Source organism: Kribbella sp. CA-253562, from assembly GCF_050942265.1.
Taxonomy (GTDB): domain Bacteria; phylum Actinomycetota; class Actinomycetes; order Propionibacteriales; family Kribbellaceae; genus Kribbella.
Genome location: NZ_CP192049.1, coordinates 7105489 through 7122736, shown reverse-complemented (window position 1 = coordinate 7122736; position 17248 = coordinate 7105489). Strand labels below are relative to the sequence as shown.

At 70.2% G+C, this 17248-nt stretch carries 16 protein-coding genes and 1 tRNA gene; 10 read left to right on the top strand and 7 right to left on the bottom strand.

Going from position 1 to position 17248, the window contains the following annotated elements; translation table 11 throughout:
* The first annotated feature begins 4 nt into the window (after positions 1-4).
* From ACQPXM_RS33650 to ACQPXM_RS33620, 7 genes are all read left to right on the top strand, one after another.
* The gene (locus ACQPXM_RS33650; RefSeq protein WP_432941457.1) at positions 5-484 is read left to right on the top strand and encodes an N-acetyltransferase family protein; all 480 of its coding nucleotides are present in this window, start codon (positions 5-7) and stop codon (positions 482-484) included.
* Positions 481-1707, top strand: a complete 1227-nt coding sequence (glp, locus tag ACQPXM_RS33645; RefSeq protein WP_432941454.1) for a molybdotransferase-like divisome protein Glp — start codon at positions 481-483, stop codon at positions 1705-1707. Before ACQPXM_RS33650 ends, glp begins: the two co-directional genes overlap by 4 nt.
* Complete coding sequence (gene moaC, locus ACQPXM_RS33640; protein ID WP_432941451.1) at positions 1704-2192, top strand: cyclic pyranopterin monophosphate synthase MoaC; 489 nt, start codon at positions 1704-1706, stop codon at positions 2190-2192. The genes glp and moaC overlap by 4 nt, the downstream gene beginning before the upstream one ends.
* Positions 2189-2677, top strand: coding sequence for a MogA/MoaB family molybdenum cofactor biosynthesis protein (locus ACQPXM_RS33635; RefSeq protein WP_432941448.1), 489 nt, complete (start codon positions 2189-2191; stop codon positions 2675-2677). Before moaC ends, ACQPXM_RS33635 begins: the two co-directional genes overlap by 4 nt.
* Positions 2677-3294: a GNAT family N-acetyltransferase gene (locus ACQPXM_RS33630; protein WP_432941446.1), complete on the top strand. Its 618-nt coding sequence runs from the start codon at positions 2677-2679 to the stop codon at positions 3292-3294. Before ACQPXM_RS33635 ends, ACQPXM_RS33630 begins: the two co-directional genes overlap by 1 nt.
* A 98-nt stretch (positions 3295-3392) precedes the next feature.
* Entirely contained in the window at positions 3393-4271 is an 879-nt protein-coding gene (gene sepX / locus ACQPXM_RS33625; protein WP_432941443.1) for a divisome protein SepX/GlpR, read from the top strand.
* 162 nt (positions 4272-4433) lie between these two features.
* A tRNA-Ala gene (locus ACQPXM_RS33620) sits at positions 4434-4506 on the top strand.
* 327 nt (positions 4507-4833) lie between these two features.
* Here ACQPXM_RS33620 and ACQPXM_RS33615 read toward each other — a convergent pair.
* The 5 genes from ACQPXM_RS33615 to ACQPXM_RS33595 all read right to left on the bottom strand — a co-directional run bounded on the left by ACQPXM_RS33615 (position 4834) and on the right by ACQPXM_RS33595 (position 10348).
* On the bottom strand, positions 4834-5478 hold the full coding sequence (locus ACQPXM_RS33615) for a response regulator (RefSeq protein ID WP_432941439.1): 645 nt from the start codon (positions 5476-5478) through the stop codon (positions 4834-4836).
* Positions 5475-6650: a sensor histidine kinase gene (locus tag ACQPXM_RS33610; protein WP_432941437.1), complete on the bottom strand. Its 1176-nt coding sequence runs from the start codon at positions 6648-6650 to the stop codon at positions 5475-5477. Before ACQPXM_RS33610 ends, ACQPXM_RS33615 begins: the two co-directional genes overlap by 4 nt.
* Before the next feature lie 27 nt (positions 6651-6677).
* Complete coding sequence (locus tag ACQPXM_RS33605) at positions 6678-8768, bottom strand: MMPL family transporter (RefSeq protein ID WP_432941435.1); 2091 nt, start codon at positions 8766-8768, stop codon at positions 6678-6680.
* A 141-nt stretch (positions 8769-8909) separates the two neighbouring features.
* Positions 8910-9455 (bottom strand): hypothetical protein, encoded by a 546-nt coding sequence (locus ACQPXM_RS33600; RefSeq protein WP_432941432.1) that lies wholly within the window; start codon positions 9453-9455, stop codon positions 8910-8912.
* 41 nt (positions 9456-9496) lie between these two features.
* A complete protein-coding gene (locus ACQPXM_RS33595; RefSeq protein ID WP_432941429.1) occupies positions 9497-10348 on the bottom strand; it encodes a hypothetical protein in 852 nt (283 codons plus the stop codon).
* Between the two features lie 186 nt (positions 10349-10534).
* Between ACQPXM_RS33595 and ACQPXM_RS33590 the strand changes: the two genes are divergently transcribed.
* Together ACQPXM_RS33590 and ACQPXM_RS33585 are read left to right on the top strand one after the other, a co-directional pair.
* Positions 10535-11263: a hypothetical protein gene (locus ACQPXM_RS33590; protein WP_432941426.1), complete on the top strand. Its 729-nt coding sequence runs from the start codon at positions 10535-10537 to the stop codon at positions 11261-11263.
* A gap of 95 nt (positions 11264-11358) precedes the next feature.
* On the top strand, positions 11359-14886 hold the full coding sequence (locus ACQPXM_RS33585; protein WP_432941423.1) for a discoidin domain-containing protein: 3528 nt from the start codon (positions 11359-11361) through the stop codon (positions 14884-14886).
* Positions 14887-14922: 36 nt separating this feature from the next.
* On the opposite strand, the gene ACQPXM_RS33580 is transcribed toward ACQPXM_RS33585, so the two are convergent.
* Both ACQPXM_RS33580 and ACQPXM_RS33575 read right to left on the bottom strand, forming a co-directional pair.
* Positions 14923-15606, bottom strand: a complete 684-nt coding sequence (locus ACQPXM_RS33580) for a pentapeptide repeat-containing protein (RefSeq protein ID WP_432941421.1) — start codon at positions 15604-15606, stop codon at positions 14923-14925.
* Between the two features lie 47 nt (positions 15607-15653).
* Entirely contained in the window at positions 15654-16481 is an 828-nt protein-coding gene (locus tag ACQPXM_RS33575) for an ROK family protein (protein ID WP_432941418.1), read from the bottom strand.
* Between the two features lie 153 nt (positions 16482-16634).
* On the opposite strand from ACQPXM_RS33575, the gene ACQPXM_RS33570 reads away from it, so the two are divergent.
* Positions 16635-17210, top strand: a complete 576-nt coding sequence (locus ACQPXM_RS33570; protein ID WP_432941416.1) for a hypothetical protein — start codon at positions 16635-16637, stop codon at positions 17208-17210.
* The last annotated feature ends 38 nt before the right edge of the window (positions 17211-17248 follow it).

Sequence of the window (17248 nt, the reverse complement as noted above, 5' to 3'; positions counted from 1 at the left end):
CTGCATGGACGACCTGCTGATCCGGCCGATGGAGCCGTGGGACACCAACGAGGCGGCGGCGGTGTGGTGGGCCGCCCGGCACGCCGAGGGGTCGCAGCTGCCGCCGGCGATCCACACCGAGGCCGCCGTCCGGAAGTGGTTCAGCGACGTGCTGCTGCCGGACGGGCAGACCTGGGTCGCGCTGGACGACGGGCGGATCGTCGCCGTGCTGACGCTCGACGGCGACGACCTGGACCAGCTGTACGTCGACCCGTCGGCGGCCGGCCAGGGGATCGGCTCGACGCTGGTCGACCTGGCCAAGGACCTGCGGCCCGGCGGTCTCGCGCTGTGGACGTTCCAGAGCAATCTGCGGGCCCAGGAGTTCTACCGCCGGCACGGCTTCACCGAAGTACGCCGTACCGACGGCAGCGCGAACGAGGAGAAGGCACCGGACGTGAGGATGGTCTGGGGCGCGCATCCCGAGCGACTAGAGTCGAGTGCGTGAGACGCAGCGTTGACGAGCACCTGGAAGTGGTCCTCGGCCGGGTGCGGGCCCTGCCGCCGTTCGAGCAGCCGCTGATGGAGGCGCTCGGGCTGGTGCTCTGCGAGGACGTGGTGTCGGGGGTGAACCTGCCGGGCTTCGACAACTCGGCCATGGACGGGTACGCCGTACAGGTGGCCGACCTGGCCGGGGCGTCGCAGGAGGAGCCGGTCACGCTGCCGGTGGTCGGCGAGATCGCCGCAGGTCGGAGCGAGCCGATCGTGGTGACGCCCGGGACCTGCGTTCGGATCATGACCGGCGCGCCGATGCCCCGCGGAGCCGACAGCGTCGTACCGGTCGAGTGGACCGACGGGGGAGCGGCGCAGGTCCGGATCGCCAAGCAGCCGGTCCTCGGTGCCTCGGTCAGGCGGTTCGGCGAGGACGTGAAGGCCGGGGACAAGGTGCTGGACGCCGACACCGTGCTGGGCCCGCGGCAGGTCGCCGTACTGGCTGCTGTCGGCCGGGCCCGGGTGAAGGTGCGTCCGCGGCCGCGAGTGGTCGTGGTGTCGACCGGTGCGGAGCTGCGCGAGCCGGGTACGCGACTGGGCGAGGGACAGATCTACGACTCGAACAGCTACACCCTGGCCGCCGCTGCGCGGCAGGCCGGCGCCGTCGTCTACCGGGTCGGCATCGTCGACGACGACCCGAAGAAGATCATGGACACGCTGTCCGACCAACTGGTGCGGGCCGACCTGGTGGTCACCTCCGGCGGCGTCAGCAAGGGCGTGTACGACGTGGTCAAGGAGGTGCTGACCAAGCTCGGCACCATCGACTTCCCCGAGGTCGCGATGCAGCCGGGCAAGCCGCAGGGCTTCGGCGTGATGGGCGACGACGAGGTGCCGATCTTCACGCTGCCGGGCAACCCGGTGTCGGCGTACGTGTCGTTCGAGGTGTTCGTGCGGCCGGCGCTGCGCAAGCTGATGGGCCAGATGCCCTACCGGCGGCCGACGGTCCAGGGCATCAGCCTGGACGGGTTCAGCTCTCCGGCCGGGCGGCGGCAGTTCGTCCGCGCCGCGGCCACCTCCGGCGACGAGGGGTGGATGGCCAGTACAGTCGGCGGGCACGGCTCACACCTGCTCGGCGGGCTGAGCCGCTCCAACGCCCTGATCGTGGTGCCCGAGGACGTCACCTCCGTCCGGGCCGGCGAGCAGGTCGAGCTCTGGCTGCTGGACGAGGAGACCGGATGACGCAGGACGTGGGCCCCGGCGGGCTGACCCATGTGGACGCCAGCGGCGCGGCCCGGATGGTCGACGTGTCGGACAAGGCCGAGTCCGCCCGGCGAGCTGTTGCCTCCGGCAAGGTCTATGTCTCGGCCGAGGTGATCGCGGCGCTGCGCGGCGACGGCGTACCGAAGGGTGACGCGCTCGCGGTCGCCCGGATCGCCGGGATCATGGGTGCCAAGCGCACGCCCGACCTGGTCCCGCTGTGCCACCCGATCGCAGTGACCGGGGTCAAGGTCGCGCTCGAGGTGGACGACGACGCCGTGCGGATCGAGGCCGTGGTGAAGACCACCGACCGGACCGGCGTCGAGATGGAGGCGCTGACCGCCGTCTGCGTCGCCGGGCTCGCGCTGATCGACATGGTGAAGGCGCTCGACCCGGCGGCCGTGCTGTCCGACGTCCGGGTGGAGACCAAGGACGGCGGCAAGACCGGTCACTGGGAGCGCGCGTGAGAGCCCTTGTCGTCAGCATCTCCAACCGTGCCGCCGCGGGCATCTACTCCGACACCACCGGGCCGCTGATCGCGGAGCGGCTGGCTGCCTGGGGGTTCAGCGTGGACGGGCCGCAGGTGGTCCCGGACGGCGCGCCGGTGGGCGAGGCGCTGCTGGCCGCGGTCGAGGCGTCGTACCAGGTGGTGGTGACGACGGGTGGGACCGGGATCTCGCCGACCGACGAGACGCCGGAGCGGACTGCCGGAGTGATCGAGAAGGAGATCCCCGGCATCGCCGAGGCCATCCGCGCCTACGGCATGGCGCAGGGAGTGCCGACGGCCGCGCTGTCGCGTGGTGTCGCCGGAGTGGCCGGCAAGACCGTCATCGTGAACCTGCCCGGCTCCCGTGGCGGAGTGAAGGACGGCCTGACCGTACTGGAGCCGCTGCTGCGGCACGCTGTCGAGCAGGTCGCCGGCGGTGACCACGTGCGGACGGACGACGACTGATGGCAGTCGTCCACTGGCCGGTGGAACTGCAGCACGGACAGGTTGGGCTGCGGCCGCTGCGAGCCGGTGACGGCGCCGAGTGGAGTGCGGCTCGCCAGCGCAACCTGAGCTGGCTGCGGCCGTGGGACGCCACCCAGCCGCCCGGTGCGGACGACGGAGCGCGCACCTTCCGGGCGATGGCCCGGGACTGGAACCGGCAGGCCCGCTACGGGCGGATGCTGCCGTTCGTCATCACGTACGGCGGTGCGGCCGCCGCCGGTGCCCGGGCGAAGTGGCCGCTGGTCGGGCAACTGACCGTCTCCGGCATCACCTACGGCTCGGCCCGCTGGGCGAACCTCGGCTATTGGGTCGACGAGCAGTACGCCGGCCGCGGGATCGTGCCGACGGCTGTGGCGCTGGCCGCCGACCACTGCTGGTTCACGCTCGGGCTGCACCGGCTCGAGGTGGCGATCCGCCCGGAGAACAAGGCGAGTCTGCGGGTGGTCGAGAAGCTCGGCTTCCGCTACGAAGGCGAGCGGCCGCGGTTCCTGCACATCGACGGCGACTGGCGCGACCACCGGATCTTCGCGCTCAACGCGGAGGAGGTCGGACCCGGTCTCGTGGCGCGATTGCCCTGATCACGCTGCGTGGTTGTTCACACCAGTCACACGAGTCTTCTTGCGACACACCGCCTCACCTGCCCCACCTGACCCGTTCGGGGTCTTAGCGTCGTCGCATGGGGACGACAGGGCTGATCTATGTGGCGATCGTCGCCGCGTGGGCTGCCTACCTCGTCCCGATGATGCTCAAGCGCAACGACGAGGCGAGCAGGCGCCGCTCGGCGGAGGCGTACTCGTCGTCGGCCGCCCGCGTGCTGTCGCGAGCCGACGGCACCCGCGCCCGGTACGTCGTACGGCCGCCGGGCACGGGAGTGACCACACCGGCCGGGACGACAGTGACCGGTACGTCGGCTCACGGCGCGACGGTCACCGCGGCCGGGACGCCAGTGGCCCAGCCGCCACCGCCGCGCTACATCCCCAACCGAGCCCGCCGGGTGGCCGCCATGCGCCGCCGGCGGGTGCTGTCGATCCTGACCCTGTCGCTGCTGTCGATGACGGCACTGGCCGGGCTCGGGATCCTGCTGTGGTGGAGCGTGTCGATCCCGGCCGGGCTCATCGTCGCGTTCATCGTCCTGACACGGGTGCAGCTGCGCCGCCAGGCTCGTGAGCGGGCTGCTCTCGTGGCCGAGCGCCGTGCTCGGGCCGCCGCGCGTCACGACCGCGGGCCGGCGGTGGCGCCGCCGTCGTCGCCCGACAACGAGCTGACCGTCGAGGTGAAGCTGCCGGTGGCCGAGCCCCCGGTGGCTCCGAAGGTGGAGACCAAGCCGATCTCCTCCGAAGGCCTGTGGGACCCGGTGCCGGTGACATTGCCGACGTACGTGCTGAAGGAGAAGGCCCCCGACCGCACGGTCCGCACGATCAACCTGTCCGGCCCCGACGTCTTCTCCTCGGCCCGCATCGTCGAACCCGAACCGACCGCCCCGCCGATCGTGCCCGACGAGGTCACCGAGGAGCCCGTCGTCGAGCCGGAGATCAAGCGCGCGGTCGGCGACTGATCCGGCCGCTCGAGACCCTGCCCCGAGCCCGCGAACGCCCTGCCCGCCGCCTCCCAGCGGCGGGCAGTCGTGTGTCCGGCCCCACCCCGAATCCGATTTCAACTCCACCGCGTCACCGTGTTAGAGTTTCGCGGTCGCAAGGCACCACCGCGACGAAGATCTGGGGCTGTGGCGCAGTTGGTAGCGCGTCTCGTTCGCAATGAGAAGGTCAGGGGTTCGAATCCCCTCAGCTCCACGAGAGCGATGGGCGACTCGTGTCCGCGGAAAGCGCGGACCGGGTCGCTCTCGTCGTTTGTGCGGCTGCGCTGCGCTTGCCGCGAGCGGGGGCTCCGCCACCCGCACCCCCTTGCGCCTTCGCTTCGCTCGGCTCCGTGGCTGGCGCCGCCGAACGGTTGGTCTTCGCTTCGCTCGACTTGGTGGATTCGCCCTCACTGATGGTCGGGATCCTCCCCCGTTCCATCTGGTCATCTCCGACCATCACGGGCGGCGGCCGGCGCCGCCCGGAAAACTTGATGGTGAAGTCTCCGGACTCGCCCGGGCGGGTCGATGCTCGGCGAAGCGCCTAGCGGAGCCCGGCTTCGTACGCGGCGATCACGAGATGGACGCGGTCGCGAGCGCCCAGCTTCGCCAGGATGCGGGCCACGTGAGTCTTGGCGGTCAGCGGGCTGACGACCAGGTCGTTCGCGATCTCCTGGTTGCTTCGGCCCGCGGCGACCAGCCGGAGCACCTCGCGTTCGCGCGCCGTCAGGCTGGCCAGCCGCTCAGGCGTCGGGGCGTCCGGGCGACTCAGCGCACGGGTGATGACCGCCCTGGTCGCGCCGGGCGACAGCAGCGCCTCCCCCGCCGCGACGGTGCGGATGGCGGCCAGCAGCTCGTCCGGACGGGTGTCCTTGGGCAGGAATCCACACGCCCCCGCGCGAAGGCCGCGCAGCACGTTGGTGTCTGTCTCGAACGTGGTCAGGATCAGCACCTTGCTGCCGCTCGATCCATCGTCAGCGATGATCTGCCGGGTCGCCTCGATGCCGTCGGTGTTCGGCATCCTGATGTCCATCAAGACGACGTCGGGGCGCAGGTCCCGGGTCAGCGTCACCGCCTCGTCGCCGGTGCCGGCCTCTCCGACGACCTCCATGTCGTCAGCGGAGTTGACCAGCAGCGCGAACGCGCCGCGCACCAGGGCCTGGTCGTCGGCGAGCAGGACCCGGATCACGACGGCACCCGCCAGCTCTCCGGCAGCGGCAGGCTGGCCCGTACCTCGAATCCTCCGGACTCGCCCGGGCCGGCGGACAGTTCGCCGCCGACGGCCTGTGCTCGCCCTGTCATCCCGGCGATCCCGAAGCCGGCCGGTGTCACGGTCGAGCTCGCTCGCGCGGGCCCGTGATCGATGACCGCGATCCGCAGCCGGTCGCCGTCCTGGTCGAGTCGGACGGTCGCGCGCTTGGCCGTCGAGTGCCGAATGACATTGGTGAGCGACTCCTGGATGATCCGATAGGCCACGACGGACACCGTCGACGGTAACTCGTCCGGGAGCCCGTCAGCTTCCACGTCGACCCGGACATCAGCCGCCTCGGCCATCTCCACCAGACGCTGCAGCTCGCCGAGGTGGGGCGCCGGCTCGGTTGGCTCGGCATCGCCACCATGCAGCACGTCCAGAACGGCACGCAGCTCGTGGAGTGTGGCCCGGCTCGTGTCCGACAGGTTGTGCAGCGTGCTGGACAGCTCCTCCAGCGACGCATCCCCGCGCCTCGGCAGCTGGTCGATCAGGTGCGCAGCGACGGATGCCTGGACGTTCGCGACCGCGAGGCCGTGCGCCAGGACGTCGTGCAGCTCGGCAGCGATCAGGACCCGCTCCTCGGCGACCCGCCGTTCGACCTCGTCGGCACGCTCCTGCTCGACCCGCGCGGTGACGGCGGCCTTCCAGTTCTCATGGAAGCGCACCGCCAGCCCGGCAAAGAAGGCCATGAACAGCCAGCCGACGCCGAGCAGAGCATCGCCAGGTGCCCCCGACGCCTCGTCGGCGAGCACCGGCACGGTCACCGCGGCCACCGCCAGCAGGACGGCGGCGGCCCGCCGCGGTGGCGCGCTGTAGCGCGCCGCCGCGAACGCCGCCACCAGTGAGGCCGGCATCGTGGCCTCATGGGGATAGTCGAGGATGTGGTACGGCGTCGACACGGCGAGGACCGCGAGGACGACGAGGAAGGGCCGGCGCCGGCGGGCCAGCAACGGCGCCGACATCGCGCCCAGGAGCGCGATCGCCCACAGGTCCACGCTTCGCTCGCCGTCGAAATCGACCGCCTGGAGCGTGATCGCGACGACGACGCCGAGCACGAACGCCGCCGCCGTCAGCAGCCGATCGGCTACTGACGGACGGAGCGCCGTCATCGTTCAAACAGTGTCATCGACACAGTCCTATCTCGTGCGCCAGAGCTTGCTGGGCCACCAGATCCGCGAATCCAGCGACATCGTCAGTGCGGGAACCACGACGGACCGCACCAGCAAGGTGTCGATGAGCACGCCGACGGCAACCAGTATCCCAATCTCGACGAGCATGACGAGCGGCAGCGTCGCGAGCACCGCGAACGTCGCCGCGAGCACGACACCGGCCGAGGTGATCACGCCACCGGTCACCGCGAGGCCGCGCTTCGTGCCCTCGACCGTGCCGTGCCGGGCGGCTTCCTCACGGACCCGGGTCATCAAGAAGATGTTGTAGTCGACCCCGAGTGCGACCAGGAAGAGGAACCCGATCAGCGGCACCGACGACTCCAACCCGGCGAAACCGAGCACGTGCTCGAACAACAGGTTGCACAGTCCGAGGGCTCCGAAGAACGACACCACGACGGTGGCGACCAGGACCAGCGGAGCCACGATCGCCCGCAGCAGCAGCCCGAGGATGGCCAGCACCACCAGCAGGATCAGCGGCATCACCAGATTGCGGTCGCTCTTGTTGGTCTCGGCCTCGTCGAGCCTTTCGGCGCTCGGCCCACCGACCAGCACAGCCTCGCCGGCGACCTGGTGAACGCGATCCCGCAGCCGCTTGATCGTTGCCGTCTCACCGGCGCTGTCCGGCGAGTCGGCCGGGATCACGGAGATCTCCACCCACTTGTCACTGGTCCGGCCGATCTCGGCTTCGGCAACCCCCGGCGTGCTTTCGACGGCGGCCAGGACCTCACGGCTCTGGTCCGGCCGACTCATCACGGTGAGCGGCTGACCGCTCTGGTCGGGATAGCGCGCCTCGATCAGCTTCGCCCCGGTCACCGACTCCGGTGTCGAACGGGCGAACTGGTCCAGCTGCGGAAGCGAGCCGCTGGCACCCACTGTGCCCAGCGCGAGACCGCCCAGGATCACCAGCGGCACCACCCAGCTGACGACGCGGCGGCGGGCAACCAGCTCGCCGAGCCGAGCCCACCGAGAACCAGATGCGTGGGCCTCAACCCCGACTCGCGGCACGAACGGCCAGAAGACCCGGCGCCCGAGCACCACCAGCAAGGCCGGGAAAAGCGTCAGCATGACGAGCAGCGCGGACCCGATGCCCGCGGCACCCACCGGGCCGAGGCCGCTGATGCTGTTGAGATCCGCGGCCAACAGGCACAACAGGCCGGCTACCACCGTCGCCGCCGAAGCGAGGATTGCCGGGCCGGCCCCACGCAGCGCCGCCAGCATCGCGTCGATCGGCCGCTCGTGGTGGTGCAGCTCCTCGCGGTAGCGAGACACGAGAAGCAACGCGTAGTCGGTGCCCGCGCCGAAGACCAGGACGATCAGCAGCGCCGAGCTCATGCTCGTCACGGTGATGTCGAAGATCTGGGTGAGTGCGTAGACAACACCCATCGACATGATCGCCGCGACCCCGACCGCCGTGAGCGGCACCAGCCACAGCAGCGGACTGCGGTACGTCAGGATCAGCAGGACTGCCACCACCACGGCAGTAGCGAGCATCAACGTAGCGTCGACGGCATCGAAGACCTCGTCCATGTCGGCCCCCAGCGCGGTCGGGCCGGTGACATAGGCGTTCAGGCCGTCCGGCCGGTCGGCGAGAAGGTCACGCGCATCCGCGGTGGCGCGGGCCTCCTCGTTGCTCGCCTTGTGGTCGAGCGGCAGCGCGTACATCAGGGCTTTGCCGTCCGCGGAGTCGATGATCTCGGGCGGTGCGGCGGTGTCGTTGCCGAATCGCTTCGCCAGCTCGGTGTGGCCGCGTACGACGGCCTCCCGATCGCCCGGTTGGAGGCCGCCCGGTCGTTCGTACACGACCACGAGCAGGCCGCTCTCGCCGCCGGGCAGCTCGGCCTCGGCCAGGAGAACCTTGGTCGACTGGGCGCTGGCCGGCAGGTAGTCGGCCTGGCCGTCGCGGGTCACCGAGTCGAGTTTGCCGGCGAGTGAGAGGCCGCCCACCACCAGCCCGATCCACACAGCCAGCATGAGCCACGGCACCACGGTCTTGGTCCGTGACCTCTTCGGTCTGGTATCGGCGCCGGACTGGTCGGGCGCCCGTAGTTGAGAAGTCATGACGATCACGCTGTCAAGCCGGCGGGGGTTGACGCGTCTGGCCACGGCAGACACTTCGCCGTACTCCGCGCGGAGTACGAGGGGCGTCTGGGGCAGGCGACTCGGACCCGCGGAGAGCGGATCGGGTCGCCTTCGTCGTTTCTACGGCTGGTTGCCGATCGACTCCAGGACCTTCCGGATCTGGCGGCGGGACTTCAGCCTGACGAACGTCACCTGGGCGTACCGCGGGTCGTTCATCGCTTCGGCGTACTCGCGCTTGGTCGGCGTGTAGGTGCGCCAGGACCAGAGCAGGATCGACTTGGCGGGGTCTCGGCTGAGCTGATCCTTGAGAGCGCGCTCGTGGTTGCCGTTCCAGAGTTCGGTGCCGGTTCTCGTGCGGTGGATGGTTCGGCGGAGTAGCTGCCACATGATGACGGGCCGGGGAAGGTCGAGCCAGACGATCGTGTCGGCGGCCGGCCAGGTGATCTGGCGGATCCGCTGGGAGTAGTTGCCGTCGGCAATCCAAGGGCCGGTGGCGGTGGCGGCGGCGACGCGGGCGGCGAACTCGTCTTCGTCGAGCTTGGTCCAGTTCGGTTGCCAGAAGATCGCGTCGAGTTCGATGTGCGGGGCATCGAGGCGTTCGCTCAGGGCGCGAGCCACGGTGGACTTGCCGGAGCCGGCGACACCGATGACCACGACACGACGCACCGGCTGACGCTCTCACGTCGTTGGGTGACGGCGGAAGAGGGTCAGGACTGCAGGTTGATGACGACCTGGCCGGCGGGGACCGTGATGGTGGTGGAGCCGGCGCGGAAGATCGTGGTGCCGTTGGCTGAGCCCAGGCATCGGAGGTCGGGGGAGCGGAGGGCGGCGGGTTGGGTTGTGGGCGCGCCGAGCCAGGTGGCGGTGCAGGGGCGGGACTCGATGTCGAGGACGCGCAGGCCGAGGAAGGTGAAGGGGCGAACGACCTGGCCGGAGGCCGCGGCTGAGGCGGCGTTGTTCACGTTGGACCAGGTGGTGAACAAGATGAGGCCCAGGAACGGTACTGCGAAGATGCCGGCGAGCAGCGCGGATCGTTTGCGGCCGACGCTCAGGGAAGGGCGCTCGATCAACGTGGAGGCGACGAGGGCGCCGAGCAGCGGGCTGCGTTGGCGGATGAGCTCGATGTCGGCTTCGGCGTTCGGCCTGGTACGGCGGAGGATGTGCTGCCCGAGGCGCTGCATGAAGAAGCTGTAGACGAGCATCAGCTGCGAGTACGCGACGCCGACCACGATCAGCGTCGCGGCCAGCGCGATCACGCCGCCGACCGCGCGCGAGATGACCGCCGTACGGTCGAGGCCGACGTCGCCTGGTTCGATGCCGAGGCGGGAGTAGAACCTGTCGTAGTAGATCGACAGGATCACGTACAGCACGGTGGCCGCGGCGCCGCCGGCTTCGAGCAACGCTCGCAGGCTGATTCGGGCACTGGGCCCAGGTGGCGTGGTGCGAAGATCTCGGCGGCCCGCGATCGGGGTCAGCCCGCGGCGACCTGCGGTCGGCGTACGGCGGCCCGCGGTTGTCGCCGGGCCGGAGCCATTGAGCCCGGGAGTCTGGACGTTCATGGTGGATCCCCCTTGTCGCCGGTGACGTCCCACCCCAGGACGTCACCAACAGTCACAGCCGCAGCGTGGCACGCCGTGGTCGTCGGCGGAAAGAGCCAGGTGGCGAAACGGGGTTTCTGTAGAAGGTCTGGGGGTGGGGTGTGCCAGGGTAGGACGCGGTTGGGTGGGCGCGTGGAGGTGAGTGGTGTGAGGCAGCGCGTGGCGGCGGGGTTGTTCGTGCTGGCGTTTGCCATGGCTGGGGTGGCGGCTGGGCATGGGAATGCGGCTGAGGATCAGGCGGAGAGCAGCGCGCGGTGTGAGTTGCTGGTGGAAGGGGCTTCGCCGGAGGCCGGGCGCGGGGACGGCGAGGAGCCGCCGTTGATGGTGACCAAGGAAGCGTCGGGGCTGGTGAAGGGGCATGTGTTCACGCCGGCGGCGTTCCTGATGGCTCGGTCGACGTGTCCCGAGGCGGGGATGTGGGAGAGCTGGCAGGGGAGTCAGCATCTCGACGGGGTGCAGTTCACCGGGTCGAATCTCGCCAAGGTCCACGTGTACGACGGGGATCCGCTCGGGCCGCGGACCTGGCGGGGGCCGAAGGGCGTGGAGTCGAAGCCGTTGGAGATGGACATCCGGCTCGGCACCGATATCCAGTCGATCGCGACCAAGCCGCAGGACGACGGCGGAGTCGAGGCGACGTACGTCGTACTGCGCTACTCGCCGGACGCGAAGGGCCTCGTCCCATACGGCGGGGTCGGCGTGACGGTGGAGAAGCGATGTGGGGGTGACTGGTCAGAGCTGGCGAAGACCACCACCGACGCCGAGCGCGGCGAGTTCACGGTCGCCGTACCGGCTGACGAGTGTGCCGACCTCGAGCTCCGCGCGACCGCCGACGATGCCGAGGACACCTGGGGACGGCCGATCCCGCTCACGCTCTAGAAAAAATCGTAAAATATCCGGCCATAGGTCTGGACACCTGCCGTGCTGTGAACATACTTAAGCGTCTGAAGTAACCCGCCGCCCTGGGAGCAGAGATGACGCTGTCGAGAAGGACGTTCATGGCCGGAACCGGTGGGGTGCTCGCCAGCATCTCGGTCGGATCGGTCCTGCCGGAGCAAGCCGCCGCGGCCGGCGCCGCGAGTACGACCGACCTGGCACTCAATCGGCCGGTGCGGGTGTCCTCGACCGCGTACGCCGCGACGCCCGGCCAGTTCGCCGTGGACGGCCTGGCGCAGACCGGGGTGAAGGGCTCCGGCTGGCGAGCTGCCACCGCCGATCCGCAGTGGATCGTCGTCGACCTCCAGGCGCCCTGCCGGGTCGAAGCAGTCACGCTGACCTTCGAAGGCAAGGCTGGTGACCCCGCCTTCGACCTGTCCGGCGGCAACCCGTACGGCCAGACGCAGGGCCACGAGATCCTCTCCAGCTCGGCCCTGGACTTCCGCGTCGACACCTCCACCGACGGTACGACGTGGCGCACGGTGCACCAGGCGACGAACAGCCCGGGCGGCCAGGTCGACATCGCCCTGACGACGCCGGTGAACGCCCGGTACGTGCGGATGACCGGCACCAAGCAGGCCAACGCCAACCCGCTCGGCCTCAACGGGTTCCAGGTGTACGGCACGGCGACCACCAGCCGACCGCCGGCGACCGGATGGACCTCCTGGGGCACCCACCACGGCACCCCGCCGGCACTGCAGGCAGACCCCGACGGCACCGTGCCGCTCGAGTCCGGCTGGTCGCTCACGATGGACGAATTCGCCGCCACGCAGGACGGCGCGACGCTGAGCCGGGTCGGCCAGGACACCGCCGGCTGGCTGCCGGCCGTCGTACCGGGCACGGTGCTGGCGACGCTGGTCGAGCAGGGGCACTTCCCCGACCCGGTCGAGGGCATGAACAACCTCGAGATCCCGGAGGCGCTCAGCCGGCACCAGTGGTGGTACCGCCGCGCCTTCGATCTGCCGAGAAGCCTCGACGTCAGCGCGGGCCGGCGGATCTGGCTGGAGTTCGACGGCGTCAACCACCAGGCCGACGCGTGGCTCAACGGCGTCCAGGTCGGCACGATGAAGTCGCCGTTCGCCCGGGCGGCGTTCGAGGTCACCGCCGCGCTGAAGGCGAAAAACGCGCTGGCCGTTCGGATCACCCCGATGCCGCACCCGGGTCAGCCGGGTGACAAGGGAGACGCGGGCCAGGCGTTCGTGCAGTCCGGCAAGCTCTGGCAGGACTCGCCGACGCTGCTCTCGGCGTCCGGCTGGGACTGGATGCCCGCGGTCCGCGATCGGGCCGCCGGGATCTGGAACCACGTCCGGCTGCGCTCCACCGGCGACGCCGTACTGGGTGACGCGCGGGTGGTGACGAAGGTCCCCGACCGGACGAAGGCGACCGTCGCGGTCACCGTCCCGGTGCGCAATGCGGCGAGCGCCGACCGGACCGTCAACGTCAAGGCTTCCTTCGATGGCACCACGCTGACCAAGACCGTGACGCTCACGGCCGGCGAGAGCGCGAACGTCGCCTTCGACGCGGTCACGGTGACCAATCCCGAGCTCTGGTGGCCGAACGGGTACGGCGACCCGGCGCTGCACACGTTGACCACGACCGTCGCGATCGGCGGCCGCACCAGCGACACCCGCAGCACGACCTTCGGGATCCGCGAGTTCGGCTACAGCTACGACCTGCCGATCACCATCGATCCGGCCACGAACTCAGCGCCGCAGACCGTGGACATCGCCCGGCAGACCAAGCGGTTCGTCCGGATCCAGGGTCGCCGGCGCGCGACCGGCTGGGGCTACTCGCTGTGGACGCTGGCGGTCAAGGACTCCGCGAGCCCGGACATCGACCTGGCCCGGACGGCGACCGCGACCGCGTCGTCCGACGACGGCAATCCGGCGTCGCGGGCGATCGACGGTGATGCCCGCACGCGGTGGGCCTCGCAGTACACCGACGACCAGTGGATCCAGCTCGACTTCGGGACGGCGAAGACGTTCGACCGGATCGAGCTGCTCTGGGAGACGGCGTACGCGGTGGTGTTCGTCGTGCAGGTCTCCGACGACGGCGACAACTGGACCGACGTGCAGCAGGTCAGCAACGCGCCGGTCCCGTTGAAGATCAGCGTCAACGGCGTCCAGGTCTTCTGCCGCGGCGGCAACTGGGGGTACGACGAACTGCTGCGCCGGGTGACGCCGGAGCGGATGCGCGAGCTGGTCGGCATGCACCGTGACATGAACTTCACGATGATCCGCAACTGGATCGGCTCGAGCACCCGCGAGGAGTTCTACCAGGCCTGCGACGAGAACGGGATCCTGGTCTGGAACGACTTCTGGGAAGCCGGCGAGTTCTCCGACGACCTGCCCGGGTACGTCGAGATCGCGCGCGACACGATCGTGCGGTACCGGACCCACCCGAGCATCGTGATCTGGTGTGGCGCCAACGAGCAGCACCCGCCGCCCGGTATCGAGGCGGGCCTCAGCGCCGCCGTCCGCGAGGAGGACGACGAGATCCTCTACCTGCCCGACTCGGCGGCCGGCTTCGTCTCCGGGCACGGGCCGTACTACTGGGTCGATCCGGCCAAGTACTTCGACGCCAACACCTACGACACCTTCAACTTCGGGTTCCACACCGAGATCGGAATGCCGACGATCCCGGTGGTCGAGTCGATGCGCAACCTGGTCGGCGACGACGACCCGGGCTGGCCGATCGGTACGCCGTGGTACCACCACGACTGGTCCGAGCACGGCAACCAGAAGCCGGCGACGTACCTCGACGCGATCGACGCGCGGCTCGGATCGTCCAGCGGGCTGGCGGAGTTCACCCGCAAGGCGCAGCTGGTGAACTACGAGAACATGCGGGCGATGTTCGAGGCCTGGAACGCGCATCTGTGGGAGGACGCGTCGGCGTTGCTGCTGTGGATGTCGCATCCGGCCTGGCACAGCACGGTGTGGCAGACCTACGACTACGACCTCGACGTCAACGGCAGCTACTACGGCGCGCGCAAGGGGTGCGAGGCGATCCACGTCCAGGCGAGCCTGCCGGACTGGCAGGTTGCCGCGATCAACCACACCACCTCGGCGCTGACCGGGGTGACGATGACGGCCGACCTGTACGACCTGCAGGGCGCGAGGCTCGGAGCGACGCAGCGGCAGACCGTGACGGTCGGTGCCTCGGGCAAGGTGGACGGGTTCGTGGTTGCCTTTGGCGACGAGCTGCCGGCGCTGCACCTGCTGCGGCTGAAGCTGGTCGATGCTCAGGGCAAGGTGCTGTCGGAGAACACGTATTGGCGGTACCGGCAGGCGGCCGACGTACAGAAGCTGAACTCGCTGGCGCGGGCTCGTCTCGGCGTGAAAACGACCACAGGCAAGGGGAAACTGACCGCGACGATCCGGAACGACGGTCCGTCGGTCGCGCCGCTGATCCGGCTCTCGCTGCGGGATCGGGACGGCGAGCGGGTGCTGCCGGCGCTCTACAGCGACAACTACTTCTGGCTGCTGCCGGGGGAGTCGCGCACGGTCACGGTGACGGCCAACACGACCGGCAGTCTGAAGTTGCTCGTCGAGCCTTACAACGGGTGAGTTCGCGGGGAGCCGGGTGTTGTCCGGCTCCCCGTTTCACGCGAAGTCGTCGGGGTCGCCGAGCGTGATGCCGAGCGCGGCGGCCATCGCGAGCGTGACGGCGAGGGCGTCGATCGGGGACGAGTTGGCGATCGTGGCGCCGCCGAGGCTGGCGACGCCGCGGGTGCCGTCCCAGGTGCAGTCGACGAACACCGCGCCTTTCGCCTTCACCTGGGAGAGCTCGGCGCCGGTCAGGTCGCAGTGGCGGAAGACGGTGCCGGACAGGTCGGCGGAGACGAAGTCCGCGCTTTGCAGCCGGCAGTCGGTGAACTCCGCCTTGACGAACTTGGCGAACCGGAACGAGCTGAAGTCGAGCACGCTGTCGCGCACGGTCGTGTGCTGGAGACTGAGGCCGGGGCCGGCGAAACCGGTCAGGCGGGACGAGGTGATCTGGACGCGGGTGGCCGAGGCGTCGGACCAGCGGGCGTTGGCGAGGTCGCAGTGGTCGAGCACGAGGTCGACCAGAATCGGTTTCTCCAGCTCGGACCCGCCGAGATCGCAGCGGGTCAGGCGGCAGCCGCTCAGTTCCAGGTGCTCGGCTTCGAGGTCGCGGAGGTCGACGTCGTCCAGAGCGAGGTCGAGCAGGCGGTCCTCGTCGTCGATCTCGTCCACTGTCGGAGTCGCGGGCTCCAACTCGGTTCGCAGGCGAGGTGCCGCGATCTTCTGTCCGCTCTTGGTCATCCGAGCACGGTATCCGTCGCCGTGGACAACCTGTCATTGGTACCGGATCAGTCGATCGCCCGGGCCGCCGCGCCGATGATCGCGGCGTGCTCGGTGTCCTGCGTGACGGTGACGTCGAAGTCGAACAGTTGCTGGACCAGGTCGAAGGCACCCGAGATCGACCCGCCGAGTACGACGCGGGTGGCGCCGAAGCGGTCGAGCCAGGGGGTGAGGGCTTCGGCGAGCACCGTGAACGCATCGAGCAAGACCTGGTGCGCGCGGGTGTCGCCCGCGCGAGCGGCGTCGGCGACCTCCTTGACGCCCGGCGCTTCGCCGTACGCGGCGAGGATCGCTCGGGCGGAGATCCAGTCCTCGAGGGGCTTGCCGCGATAGGTGGTGCGGTAGAGCTCGCCGCCGGGTGGGACGGTGTCGCCGGTGCGGACGACGCGGCCGTTCAGCAGGAAGGCGGTGCCGATGCCGGTGCCGATGGTGACGCCGGCGCAACGGTCGAGGCCTCGCAACGTCCCGGCGGTCCACTCGCCGACCGCGAACGCCTCGGCGTCGTTGACGAACACGACCCGGTCGAGATCGAGCAGGTCCCGCAGGCTCTTGCCGAGATCGTGCCCGTACAAGGAATCGAACTTCTCGACCCCGCGGTACCAAGCGATCCCGGTCTCGTAGTCGAACGGGCCAGGCAACGCGAGCGCCAGCCCGTGATCCAGGGGCAGCTGCGAAGCGGCCCGCCCGAGCTGCGCGACGATCTCCTCGGCCGAGGTGCGCGAGTCCAGCGGCGTCCGGCGCAGCGCCTCCACCTGCCAGCTGCCCGGCACCACGACCGCCGCCGTCACATGGCTGCCGCCGACCTCCAGCACGGCCACGCCCGCATCGTTGCTCATGACCCCCATCATTCCCGATGGTCACCCACCGCTCGGGACGCGCCACCGCGAGGATCAGCCGGCGCCCCGGCGCCGCGCCTGTGGAACCATGGTTGGAAGGGTTCGCCCGGGGTACCTGGGCGGCCCACCGCCCGAGCGACGAAGGTGATCCGGTTGCACGCCGAGAGCACGGCCACGTCCGGGGTCCTGGCGCTGAGCGTCGGGGTCGCGGTACTCGGCCATGCGCTCGCCGGGGGAGCCGTCGCGACCGCGGTCCTGCCTCAGTTGCTCGCGCTCGCCGCGGCCTGCTGGCTGCTAGGCCCGCACTTGGCGGGCCGGCGCGACTGGGCCGTCGTCGTACTGGCCGCCATCCAACTCTTCGCACACTTCGCTCTGGACGCCGCGCACCCGCCCGCCCCGATGACCTCCGGCCACGCCATGGCCGGCCACGAGACGGCGACGATGGCTCACGGCGGGATCGCCGGTTCGCTGACGATGGCGACGGCCCACTTGGTCGTCCTGCTCGTCGGCGTCGGGCTGATCGACCGGACCCACCAGTGGCTGCTCCGGGTACGGCGAATCGTCGCGCGCCTGGTTCCCGCGCTGCCCGCGCCGGTCGTCGCGCTCCCGGTCGCCGGCCGCGCGCTGGGCGTGACTAGGGCTGCGCCCCGCCCAAGGCAGCGGCGGTCGACCTCGAACGTTTCGCGGCGCGGGCCTCCCGGCGTACGGGATCTGTCCGTTCTGTCCTGAACCGGTCGCGCTCCCGCGGGACCGGGTCCCGTGTGTCC